At 48.5% G+C, this 12,355-nt stretch carries 11 protein-coding genes; all 11 read left to right on the top strand.

Annotated features, from left to right (window positions below; translation table 11 throughout):
- Positions 1–29 precede the first annotated feature (29 nt).
- The 11 genes from VSQ62_RS28145 (at position 30) to VSQ62_RS28095 (ending at position 12,311) form a co-directional block, all read left to right on the top strand.
- Positions 30–239, top strand: coding sequence for a hypothetical protein (locus VSQ62_RS28145; RefSeq protein WP_334638182.1), 210 nt, complete (start codon positions 30–32; stop codon positions 237–239).
- A gap of 101 nt (positions 240–340) precedes the next feature.
- Positions 341–556 (top strand): Maff2 family mobile element protein, encoded by a 216-nt coding sequence (locus tag VSQ62_RS28140; protein WP_004083202.1) that lies wholly within the window; start codon positions 341–343, stop codon positions 554–556.
- A 21-nt stretch (positions 557–577) separates the two neighbouring features.
- On the top strand, positions 578–1,450 hold the full coding sequence (locus VSQ62_RS28135) for a VirB6/TrbL-like conjugal transfer protein, CD1112 family (RefSeq protein WP_004083199.1): 873 nt from the start codon (positions 578–580) through the stop codon (positions 1,448–1,450).
- A 20-nt stretch (positions 1,451–1,470) separates the two neighbouring features.
- The gene (locus VSQ62_RS28130) at positions 1,471–2,370 is read left to right on the top strand and encodes a radical SAM protein (protein ID WP_016219889.1); all 900 of its coding nucleotides are present in this window, start codon (positions 1,471–1,473) and stop codon (positions 2,368–2,370) included.
- Entirely contained in the window at positions 2,371–2,751 is a 381-nt protein-coding gene (locus tag VSQ62_RS28125; RefSeq protein WP_016219890.1) for a PrgI family protein, read from the top strand.
- A complete protein-coding gene (locus VSQ62_RS28120; protein ID WP_016219891.1) occupies positions 2,729–5,506 on the top strand; it encodes a VirB4-like conjugal transfer ATPase, CD1110 family in 2,778 nt (925 codons plus the stop codon). Before VSQ62_RS28125 ends, VSQ62_RS28120 begins: the two co-directional genes overlap by 23 nt.
- On the top strand, positions 5,503–6,297 hold the full coding sequence (locus VSQ62_RS28115) for a class B sortase (RefSeq protein ID WP_004083190.1): 795 nt from the start codon (positions 5,503–5,505) through the stop codon (positions 6,295–6,297). The genes VSQ62_RS28120 and VSQ62_RS28115 overlap by 4 nt, the downstream gene beginning before the upstream one ends.
- A gap of 71 nt (positions 6,298–6,368) precedes the next feature.
- Positions 6,369–8,954: a C40 family peptidase gene (locus VSQ62_RS28110; protein WP_016219892.1), complete on the top strand. Its 2,586-nt coding sequence runs from the start codon at positions 6,369–6,371 to the stop codon at positions 8,952–8,954.
- 86 nt (positions 8,955–9,040) lie between these two features.
- On the top strand, positions 9,041–9,439 hold the full coding sequence (locus VSQ62_RS28105; protein WP_004083182.1) for a DUF4315 family protein: 399 nt from the start codon (positions 9,041–9,043) through the stop codon (positions 9,437–9,439).
- Positions 9,439–10,185, top strand: coding sequence for a DUF4366 domain-containing protein (locus tag VSQ62_RS28100; RefSeq protein ID WP_016219893.1), 747 nt, complete (start codon positions 9,439–9,441; stop codon positions 10,183–10,185). The genes VSQ62_RS28105 and VSQ62_RS28100 overlap by 1 nt, the downstream gene beginning before the upstream one ends.
- Complete coding sequence (locus tag VSQ62_RS28095) at positions 10,185–12,311, top strand: DNA topoisomerase 3 (protein ID WP_016219894.1); 2,127 nt, start codon at positions 10,185–10,187, stop codon at positions 12,309–12,311. Before VSQ62_RS28100 ends, VSQ62_RS28095 begins: the two co-directional genes overlap by 1 nt.
- Positions 12,312–12,355 lie beyond the last annotated feature (44 nt).

Here is a 12,355-nt window from a genome sequence, read left to right as displayed (position 1 = left end):
CAAAAAAGTTTACGACACGGTGTCGTAAAGTGGATTTTGTAAGGCGCAGGTATGAAGCATATCCAGAAGAGAAAGTTTGCGACATCGTGTCGCAAAGTCAGAAAGGGGAGATAATGGTTTTTACTATTAAGGCAGTAGGTCAGGAATATATCCTGCAGCCAATCCGGGCAGAGCCTATGATTGGGGAAAACAGCCCATTGCACAAAGAAAATAATACAACAATAAAAAAGAAAGGATAAACCAAATTGGAAAGGGCGAACCGTCAGGAGATACTGGCGGTTTTTTTGTTTGTGCAAAACGGTAAAATCCGTGAAATTCTGATTTTGGTTTCAGGTATAATATGGCATTTTTTACATCAGCAATCGGAATCTTAAAAACATTGGTCGTGGCGATCGGAGCCGGGCTTGCAGTGTGGGGCGTGATTAACCTCCTGGAAGGTTATGGTAATGATAACCCTGGCGCGAAATCGCAAGGAATCAAGCAACTTATGGCCGGAGGTGGGGTTGTCCTCATTGGTACACAGTTGATCCCTCTTCTTGGAAATCTGTTCAGCTAATAAAGGAAAGGGGATTCATTCATGTTCGATGGCATTTTTGAGGCAATCGAGGAGTGGATGAGGGAGCTTTTGACCGGGATGGTAACGTCCAACCTGACGGAAATGTTTTCGGATGTCAATGAGAAAACCGGGGAGATTGCCGCACAGGTTGGACAGACGCCGCAGGGATGGAACGGGAGTATTTTCAGCCTGATACAGAATCTTTCAAATTCGGTGATCGTGCCGATTGCAGGCATGATTATCACGTTTGTCCTCTGCTATGAGCTGATCTCCATGCTGACGGAGAAAAACAGTATGCATGAAATAGATACATGGATGTTTTTCAAGTATTTTTTCAAGATGTGGGTGGCTGTGTATCTGGTCAGCAATACCTTTACCATAGCGATGGCGGTCTTTGACGTGGGGCAGCATGTGGTGAGCGCCGCAGGCGGCGCCATCAACGCACAGACTGCCATCAACATAGATACTATGATAGAGGCAATGGAAACGGCGATGGAATCTATGGAGATCGGGGAGCTTGTAGTGCTGGCTCTGGAAACCATGCTGGTCAGCCTGTGCATGAAGATTATGTCCGTGCTTATCACGGTGCTTCTGTATGGGCGTATGATAGAGATCTACCTTTACACTTCGGTTGCGCCAATTCCTTTTGCCACCTTCTCCAACCGGGAATGGGGGCAGGTGGGGAACAACTATTTCCGTGGGCTTCTGGCGCTTGGGTTCCAGGGGTTCTTTATGATGGTGTGCGTCGGCATTTATGCGGTGCTGGTGTCAACCATCCAGATTTCAGACAACATGCACTCGGCGCTGTTCGGGGTGGCGGCATATACCGTAATCCTCTGTTTTAGCCTAATGAAAACAAGCGGATTAAGCAAGGCAGTGTTCAATGCACATTAGACAGCAGGAAGGAGGATTTTTTGAAGATTGGACTGATAGATGTGGATTCCCATAACTGGCCAAACCTGTGCCTGATGAAGTTATCGGCGTACCATAAGGCAAAAGGGGATTCCGTGGAATGGTGGAAGCCCGAAGGCCGGTATGATGTGGTTTATAAAAGCAGGGTATTTACAGACACATATTCCAAAGATGCATTTATGGTTGAAAACGCCGGGAAGGTAATCAGTGGCGGCACAGGCTATGGATTGAAAGAAAACTTGCCGGATGACGTTGAACATAGTTATCCGGATTATAGTTTATATCCGCAGTTTCCCGATACGGCGTATGGCTTTTTAAGCCGTGGATGTCCCCGGAACTGCGGATTTTGTATTGTCAGCGGCAAGGAAGGGAGAAGGAGCGTACAGGTCGCTGATCTTTCTGAATTTTGGGATGGGCAGAAAGAGATAAAACTGATGGATGCGAACCTCCTGGCCTGCCCGGAACATGAAAAGCTGATACAGCAGCTTGCAGAAAGCCGTGCCTGGGTGGATTTCTCCCAGGGGCTGGACATCCGCCTGATAAACCCGGACAATGTTTCCCTGCTGAATCAAGTACGCACAAAGATGGTGCATTTTGCATGGGATAACCCGGACGAGGATCTGACAGGATATTTCCAGAGATTTTTGGAACTGACGGCAGTGAAGGATAAACGGAAGCGGCAGGTCTACGTGCTTACGAATTATGGGAGCAGCCATGAGCAGGATTTATACCGTGTGGAAACCTTGCGTGATATGGGATTTTCGCCATATGTGATGGTTTATGACCGTCCAAGTGCGCCGAAAATTACCCGTCAGCTTCAGCGCTGGGTGAACAACAAGCGGATATTTTATACAGTAAAGGATTTTGCGGATTATGCCGCAGGCAGGAAGGAGGCTGTTTAGATGGCATTTGTCAGTGTGCCGAAAGATTTGACGAAGATTAAGAATAAGGTGGTCTTAAACCTTACAAAGAGGCAGCTTGTCTGCCTTGTGGCTGCGGCGGCTGTAGGGCTGCCTTTTTATTTCCTCACGAAAAATTATATTGGGACAAGTAATGCGGCAACGGGAATGGTGCTTCTGATGCTCCCGGCTTTTTTGTTCGCCATGTATGAGAAAGACGGGATGCCGCTGGAGAAAGTTCTCTTCAACATCATCAATGTGAAATTGAAAAAGCCGGCAGTCCGCCGGTATGAGATAAAAAATATCTATGAGATGGAGGAAAGAAAGGCCGTGCCGAAACAGAAGAAAGGGGGAGGAAAGCATGGGAAGAAAAAGAGAAAATAGACAGCCGGGACGGGTGACGGGCAAGGAGGGTGCGATCCACCTGGATGACTGGCTGGATGAGCCGGAGGATGATTATATAGATTTTGAGGACAATCCCGCTTATTCCAGGACAGGCGGCAGCATGGGAATAAACAGGAAGCTCACCCGCCGTGAGAAAAAGGCGATGGAGAAGGCTGCAAAGGAGGCAGAGAAGTTAAGGAAGATCCAGGAGGAAGCAGACTGGAGAGCAGAATTGAAAGCTGCCCGTGAAGCAGAAAAAGCGGCAAAGAGGGAGGCAGCAAGGCAGAAAGCGGAGAAAAAGAAAAGGGTTTCAAAGAAAAAAGCACATCAGGAATCGGCAGTACAAAAATATGGTACAAGAAATGCCGCAGTACACAAAGGCCGGGATAGAGCAAAAGAGAAAAAAGCAAGGGAGAAACAGATTTCCGCACAGCAGTCCATTCCCTACCGGGAGATGGCGAAGGACGGGATCTGCCGGGTGCAGGATAAATATTATTCCAAGACCATTCGGTTCTATGATATTAATTACCAGTTGGCACAGAATGAGGATAAAAATGCCATTTTTGAAAACTGGTGCGATTTCCTTAATTATTTTGACAGTACCATACATTTTCAGTTGTCGTTCGTGAACCATCACAGCAACATGAAAGAGTTTGAATCCATTATCCAGATCAAGCCGCAGAACGACGATTTTGACGATGTACGGATGGAGTATGCGCAGATGCTGAAAAACCAGCTTGCGAAGGGCAACAACGGGCTTGTCCGCACGAAGTATATCACGTTTGGGATTGAAGCGGACAACATCCGGGAGGCAAAGCCGAAGCTGGAACGGATTGAAGCGGATATTCTGAACAACTTTAAGGTGCTTGGCGTATCTGCTTATCCCTTAAATGGAGAGGAACGCCTGCAGGTGCTGTATGAAACCTTTAACCCGGATGAAAAGACACCGTTTAAGTTTTCTTATGATAGTGTGCTGCGTACCGGGATGGGGACGAAGGATTTCATTGCGCCCACCAGTTTTGTGTTTAAGAATGGGAAGGACTTCCAGATGGGTGATACCCTTGGGGCGGCATCCTACTTACAGATACTGGCCCCGGAGCTGACGGACAAGATGCTTGCGGAGTTCCTGGATATGGACAGGAACCTGATGGTGAATCTGCATATCCAGTCCTTAGACCAGATGAAGGCAATCAAGCTGGTGAAAAGCAAGGTAACGGACATTAACCGGATGAAAATCGAGGAGCAGAAGAAGGCAGTACGATCAGGGTACGATATGGACATCATCCCCTCTGACCTCAATACCTACGGAGGGGAAGCGAAGCGGCTGTTGGAAGATCTGCAGTCCAGGAATGAGCGGATGTTCCTTGTAACGGTGCTGTTCTTAAACACGGCAAAGACAAAACAGGATCTGGACAACGCCGTATTCCAGACGGCGGGTATTGCACAGAAATACAATTGCTCATTACGCCGATTAGATTATATGCAGGAGCAGGGGTTGATGAGCAGCGTCCCATTGGGATTGAATCTAATCCCTATCAAACGTGCGCTTACTACCACATCCACGGCAATTTTTGTCCCGTTCACCACGCAGGAATTATTTATGGCGGGGGAATCGTTGTATTACGGCTTAAATGCGCTGAGCAACAACATGATCATGGTAGACCGGAAGAAACTGAAAAACCCGAATGGATTGATACTTGGTACGCCCGGATCTGGAAAATCTTTTTCAGCGAAACGAGAAATTACCAATGCTTTCTTTGCCACCCAGGACGACATCATTATTGGAGATCCAGAGGGCGAGTATTATCCACTTGTCCATGCGTTAGGCGGGCAGGTGATCCATATTTCAGCCACAAGCCGGGACTATATTAATCCGATGGACATCAATATGGACTATTCGGATGATGATAACCCACTAGGCGTAAAGAGTGATTTTATCTTATCCTTGTGTGAGCTGATCATGGGGGCAAGGAACGGTATTGAAGCGGAGGAAAAATCGGTGATTGACCGCTGTCTGCCAATCGTGTACCAGAAATATTTTGGGAATCCGATTCCAGAGAATATGCCGGTACTTGGGGATCTGTACCAATGCCTCCGGGAGCAGAAGGAAATGCAGGCACAGCGGATTGCAACAGCGCTTGAAATCTATGTGAACGGTTCCCTGAAAGTATTCAACCATAGGACAAACGTGGAATTGGAGAACCGTATCATCTGCTTTGACATTAAGGACTTGGGGAAACAGTTGAAGAAGCTGGGGATGCTCATTGTCCAGGATCAGGTGTGGAACCGGGTGACGGTCAACCGTGCTGCACGAAAATCCACCAGATACTATGTTGACGAATTCCATCTGCTTTTAAAAGAAGAACAGACGGCGGCTTATTCAGTGGAGATCTGGAAGCGTTTTAGGAAATGGGGCGGCATTCCGACGGGAATAACGCAGAATATTAAAGATTTGCTGTCAAGCCGGGAAATTGAGAACATTTTTGAAAACTCGGACTTTATTTATATGTTGAACCAGGCGGCGGGGGACAGGCAGATACTGGCGAAGCAGCTCAATATTTCCCCACATCAGTTATCTTATGTGACGAACAGTGGAGAAGGTGAAGGACTGATTTTTTACGGGAGTACCATAATCCCTTTTAAAGATAAATTCGATAAGTCGTTACGCCTCTATGCTTTGATGACAACAAAATTGTCGGATTTGGAGGAAAGCCGGGAAAAACGGCCTGCCAGAGATCAGAAAGGCGAAGCATGAAACAATGGATTGCAAGAAAAATATTGCTCTGCTCCCTGCTCCTTCTAAGCATCAGTGGGTATTTTCTCGCAGATATGCTTATGCAGGAGAGGAAGGATGATGCATTGCAAGAGCAGTTGAAAGAAATTTATGAAAAGTCTGGCAATGGGGAGACGGAAGGGTTATCAGAGGAAGAAACAAATGATGGAGGTAGGGATACCGGGGGAGATTCTTCTCCGGTTCATCCGGGCCTGCTTGCGCTGCACAGGGAAAATCCAGATTGTATCGGATGGATTCAGATAGAGGGTACAGTGATTGATTATCCGGTTATGTACCGTCCATCGGAAGAAAACTATTATCTCCATCGGGATTTTAATGGGGAGTATTCTGCAAACGGCTGTCTGTTTCTTTCCGAGCTGTGCAATCCAGCTACAAGTGATAACTTGATTATCTACGGACACCATATGAACAGCGGGAAGATGTTTGCGGCACTGGAACAGTACAAGGACAGCGCATTTTATCTGGAACATCCATTGATTTCCTATGACACATTGCATGGCAGTGAAACGTATCAGGTTTTCGCCGTATTCTGTACGCCGGTATATACAGGAAATGATTTTCCCTATTATACATTTACAAAGGCGGAGGATGCGGCAGATTATCGGGAATATATCAAAGAAGTTAAGGAACGTGCGTTGTACGATACAGGAATTTCAGCAGTTTTCGGGGATAAGCTGTTGACGTTATCCACCTGTGAGTATTCCCAGAGGAACGGAAGGGTTGTGGTAATGGCGAAAAAAATCAGCCAGTAAGAAACAGATTGGTAGATCCTGATACTTTGCGACACCGTGTCGCAAACTTGGATGGTGAAAGGAACAGCGATATGCGGGAACAAGAGTTTAAAGCAAGAGATAAGACAGTCAATAAAATGAGCCGTGACGGTTTGGTTGAGGAAAATCTGCAGAAGAAAGATTCTGTCCGGATAAGCCAGAGGGAATTGGATAATCTGACACTGCCGGGGCAGGCGGCAGATTCTGTCAATTTCCAAAGGGAAAAAGCGTATTCTATTGGACGGGGGCAGAAGGACAGCATTTCTTCCAGTGCGGAAAATCCCTCAAAGGCAAGCAGGCAGCAAAGGCAGTCCGCAAAAAAGCGGCGGCTGTATGAAGCACATACAAAGAATCCTTTGTCTGAGCAGGCAGGCGATCCGTTATCCGGATTGCCCGTGCAGCCGGAAAACCATACATATTTCGCACAGGAGCCGGACGGCAACGGAGATACAGAACCGGAAATCCCGGAGACAGAATCAGCCAGGGGATTATCGGGACATTCCTCACGCATGGAGAGTATCCGGGGGCATCCGTCCAGCGGAAGGAACTATGTGGAAGCTGTGGCAGAGACAAGCCACAGCCGGAAGAAAAAGCAGGTGCAGGCGCAGTTCCGTAAAGGGGATGGACAGCAGGCAGGCGGCGAAGCAGGCAGTAAGGATTCTCGGAAAAATGATGCCCATTACAGGGAGACGCCGGAAGATGCAGGGAAAACCTTAGAGTCTGTCCGTGAAAATATTAAGAAAAAGCAGAAGCGGGAGCGGCTGCATAATGAGCAGAAAAAGCAGGAATCCAGGATTTCCTTCGGTGACGATGAAAGTGTTATGGTGCATGGTGCAGGTATGGGGATCGGTAGAAAAGCTGCGTCTGCGGCGTCACATTCCATGTCAGCCTATGCACACGGGAAGGTGCATGAAGCGGAGCAGGATAATTCTGCGGCAGAGGGGGCACACCGGGCAGAGGTCATGGCGGAACATTCTTTGCGGAATGCCATGCGTACCTCCCGCCGGATGGTGCAGCGGAAGCTCTCCCGTTGGAGGGAATCCCCGGAAGGGGAAGGGGTGAAAATCCGCCTGCAGTTTGAAGCTTCACAGGAAACGGCAGAATCGGCGGGGAAGCAGTTGGCAGAAACGGGGCAGGCAGAGAAAACAATCCGAAAAAAATTCTGGCAGAAACAGCGGATTAAAAAATCCTACCAGGCGGCAAAGAGGGGTGAGAAAACAACAGCGGAGGCGGCAAAAGCCACACAATCCGTATTTGACAAAATAAAAAGTAAGGCGGCGTCCGTCTTAAAAAATAATAAAGGGATATTTGGGGCAGCGGCAGTCTTAGGGCTGCTTTTTTTGATGCTTTCTGCAGGCTTGTCAAGCTGCAGCGCTATGATTGAGGGAACATCTTCCAGTATTATTGGCTCTACCTATCCAAGCACGGATGAAGATATTTATGAGACGGAAAATGCGTATGCGGCATTGGAAGCTGGCTTAAACAGACAGATTAACAACATGGAATCCACACATCCGGGATATGACGAATACTGGTATCAGGTAGACGAAATTTCCCACAATCCCTACCATCTGATCTCCTATTTCACTGCGAAATACGGGGAGTTTACTTATGAACAGGTAAAAGACGAGGTGGAAGATATTTTCCGGGAACAGTACAGCCTGTATGTGGACGAAGTCAACGATACGGTGACGGAGACAAAAACCGTGCGTGTCGGGGAATCCCTGGGACAGGTGGTGACGAGTGGGTATTGTAACTGTTCCATCTGCTGCGGTGTATGGTCAGGAGGGCCGACGGCCAGCGGCGTATATCCAACGGCAAACCATACGATAGCGGTGGATGCCGCCAGTCCCTTTGTGCCGATGGGTACGAAGGTCGTGATGAACGGCGTGGAGTATGTGGTGGAGGACACAGGGGCGTTTGCCCGGTATGGGGTGCAGTTTGATGTTTATTATGACAGCCATTCCGCTGCGTCCGCACATGGGCATCAGACCTGGGAAGCGTTTATTGCGGACGATAACGGCAATCAGGAAGTGGAAGTGACCACGACGGAAGTAATCAACCGCCTGGAAGTGACGCTTATGAACCACAATCTGGATGCCGTCCTGCGGAGCCGTATGGATGAAAATGAGGAAAAGCGGTATAACCTTTACAACGGGACTTACGGCAACCGGGATTACTTATTTGACGTGGGGAGCCTGCCCGGTGGCGGCGGTGCGGATGGATATGGGTATGAAATCCCGTCCGAGGCATTGTCGGATGAAAAGTTTGCAAGGATGATCCATGAGGCGGAAAAATATTTAGGCCGTCCTTATGTTTGGGGCGGAGCTTCGCCAAGTACCGGGTTTGACTGTTCCGGGTTTGTCAGTTGGGTCATCAATAACTGCGGGAATGGATGGAACGTAGGGAGGCAGACGGCAGAAGGATTGCGAGGGTGCTGTGCCCATGTACCATCTTCACAGGCAAAGCCGGGTGATCTGATATTTTTCCAGAACACCTACCCGACATCTGGAGCAAGCCATGTGGGGATTTATGTTGGCAACAACATGATGATCCACTGCGGCGACCCAATTCAATATACAAACATAAGTTCTGCATACTGGCAGCAACATCTACTCGGATTTGGAAGGCTGCCTTAAAAATACAGTTTTGGAGAGACAATAAAGTTTGATAAAAACGCATGAACAATGACAATTATATTTGATAAAGAAAATGGGGTGGCGATATGAACAAAAAGCTGCGGCGTGTCCTGGACGAAATCCAGAAAACGGAAAAGAAGATTGCCGCATGGCAGGAGCATTTGGGAGAGCTGAACGTCCAGAGGGAAATGCTGGAGGATGCGGAGATATTAAAGAGCGTCCATTCCATGCGGCTTGGAAGCTGGGAACTGCTGTCTGTCCTGGAGGGCATACAGCAGGGGACGGTGGTATTTTCCGAGAAGCCGGGAACAGATATGGATTCTGGCAGCGAAGAAAGCATGGAATCGGAGAAACTGGCCGGATCAGCAGAAAGCATGACGGAAACAACGGAGAATGCGGCAGAAACAACAGAAAACATAGCAGGGGAGTTATCTGCAGGACAGGGACTGCCGGAGGATGCGGCAACGGAGGGAGGATTTATATAATGAAAGATAAGATTAAAAAATATCTGATGGTAATTACGATGGTCGTGGGGATGATGTTCTCTGCGGCCATGCCTGCATTTGCCTATACGGACAGTGCAGGGCAGACGGAAGCCGACACCGCAAATGTTGGGACAGCGACAGGAAATAGCAGCGTGGAAAACGGAGATCCGGAGGATGCGCCGATTGCAGAGGAACCGTCAGACACAGAAGAACCAGAAGAGGAAGAATCACAGGGCAGGGTGCAGGGGACGCCGTTTTCTGTGCCTGGGAACGGGCAGTTGGTGGACGATATGGCAGACGATGAAAGCAAGCAGTTTTTAACTGTGCAGACTAAGAACGGCAATACCTTTTTCATGGTGTTAGACCGCTCCAACAATACGGAGAATGTCTATATGCTGTCCATGATTGATGAAAATGACCTGGCAGAATTTATTGGGGAAACAAAGGAAGACCCAAAGCAGGAGCAGCCTTCCGTAATCATCCCGGAAACAGAAAAGCCGTCTGTACCGGAAGAACCAGAAATGGAGACAGAGCCGAAAGAAAAGGAAGGCGGCACGAATACGGGCGCCCTGCTTGCGGTGATTGTACTTTTGGCTGGCGGCATCGGCGGATATTATTATTTTAAAGTGGTGAAACCAAGGCAGGACGAGGATGAAGAAGACAATGAGGATTTGGAATTTTACGGCGGTGCATATATCAATGAGGAGCAGGACGATTCTGAGGAAGAAGAGGAGGATGATGAATAATGTTTTTGGTCATTGCCGAAAAACCGAGCGTATCACAGAGCCTGGCCAGGATTCTTTCCGTTACGGAACGGGAGGACGGCTATCTGTCAGGGGAAGACTGTATTGTAAGCTGGTGCCTGGGGCATCTGGCCGAGTATGCTTCCCCTGATTATTATGATTCCAGATATGGGAAATGGGAGTTTGCAGACCTGCCCATCGTGCCGGGGCAGTGGGAGTTGGCCGTTGCAAAAGATAAGAAAAAGCAGTTTGCAGTCTTAAAAAAGCTGCTGAACCGGAGTAATCTGGATTATGTGGTGAATGCCTGTGACGCAGGCCGGGAAGGGGAACTGATCTTCAAGCGTGTCTATGACCTGTCGGGCAGCAAAATCCCGGTCAGGCGGCTGTGGATCAGTTCTATGGAGGACAGCGCAATCCGGGAAGGGTTTGCCAATCTGAAAGATGGGGAGGAATACAAGAACCTTTGCGAAGCCTCCATATGCAGGGCAAAAGCGGACTGGCTGATCGGAATGAACGCAACCAGGGCATTTACCACAAAATATTATAAGCGATTGACGGTGGGGCGTGTCCAGACACCCACGCTGGCAATGCTGGTGGAGCGGCAGGATGCCATTGACGGGTTTGTGAAGGAAGTCTATTACAAGGTGGCGGTTGAGGGGGATGGGATTCGTGTCATATCAGAATCTATTAAGGATGAAGCGGAAAGCATTGCCCTGGCTGAAAAATGCAATGGGAAATCCGCAGTTATCCGCAAAGTGGAGAAAATCCAGAAGAAGAGCCAGCCGCCGAAACTCTATGATCTTACCACGCTGCAGAGGGAGGCAAACCGTTTCTTTGGATATACGGCGCAGGAAACATTAAGGGAGCTGCAGGAACTGTATGAAGCAAAGTTAGTCACCTATCCCCGGACGGACAGCCAGTACATTACAGCAGATATGGAGCAGACAGCTTTAGAATTGTTAGAGCTGTTACCTGAGTTACTGCCTTTCTTACAGGGAGAATCTATCGGGGAGAATATAGGGCGCATTATCAATAATGATAAAGTTTCCGACCACCATGCACTGTTACCGACAAAAGAGGCGCTAGGGCAGGATTTTGAAGAATTATCAGAACGGCAGCGGAATATCTTCCGTCTGATCGGGCAGCGTCTGGCACAGGCAGTATCCGAAGAATGCATTTATGAGGAAACAACAGTCACAGCATTGTGTGAGGGGCATGAGTTCTCCGCAAAAGGGAAGGCAACAGTCCAGCCAGGGTTTAAAGGCATTGAAGAAGCCTTCCGTAATGCTGTGCAAAAAGGAAAGCCAGCGGATAAAGGCAAAACAGATGACACATTCTCCATTCCGGGAGGATTGCGGGAAGGGATGGAGATTGCAGAAGTCCGTGCAGAGAAGAGCAGGCATTTCACATCAGCTCCGAAGCCGTACAGCGAGGACACACTGCTTTTAGCGATGGAACGGGCCGGGAATCAGGATTTTGATGAAGATACAGAGAAAAAGGGACTTGGCACGCCTGCAACCAGGGCATCCATTCTGGAAAAGCTGGTTTCCTCCGGCTATGCAAAGCGGAACGGGAAGCAGATCCTCCCGACTGCAGACGGGAAGGAACTGATTGCGGCGCTGCCGGATTACCTAAAGTCTGCATCTATGACTGCGGAATGGGAAAATAAACTGCTCCTGATTGAGAAAGGGCAGATGGACAGCCGGGAGTTTTTGCGGGAGATTACAGATTTGATTGATACGATGATTGCAGGCTGCAGCGCCATATCCGGGGAAGAACAGGGCCGTTTCCATCAGAGGGAAAGTGTTGGAATCTGCCCGGTATGCGGGAATCCTGTGTATGAGGGAAAGAAGAACTTTTACTGCAGTAACCGGGAATGTGCTTTCTCCTTGTGGAAGGAGAACCGCTATCTATCCGGTATGAAAAAACTGGTGGATAAGAAGATGGCGGCAGAGCTGCTGGAGAAGGGGCGTACCCATGTGAAGGATCTCTATTCACAGAAAACAGGGAGAACCTTTGCGGCAGACCTGTTGATGACGGCAGAGGATGGACGTGCGAATTTCAGCCTGGAATTTCCGAAGAAAAAGGGAAGCGGGAAATCCGGCAAAGGCAGTGGAAAACGAAAATAAAAAGCAGAATAAAGGTACATGCCGCTTTTGTGTCTGGAAAAGTA

Origin of the sequence: Sporofaciens sp. JLR.KK001, from assembly GCF_036941055.1 — a bacterium.
Lineage (GTDB): Bacteria > Bacillota > Clostridia > Lachnospirales > Lachnospiraceae > Sporofaciens.
The sequence above is the reverse complement of the archived record's forward strand: the minus strand, read 5'-3'. Positions and strand labels throughout refer to the sequence as shown.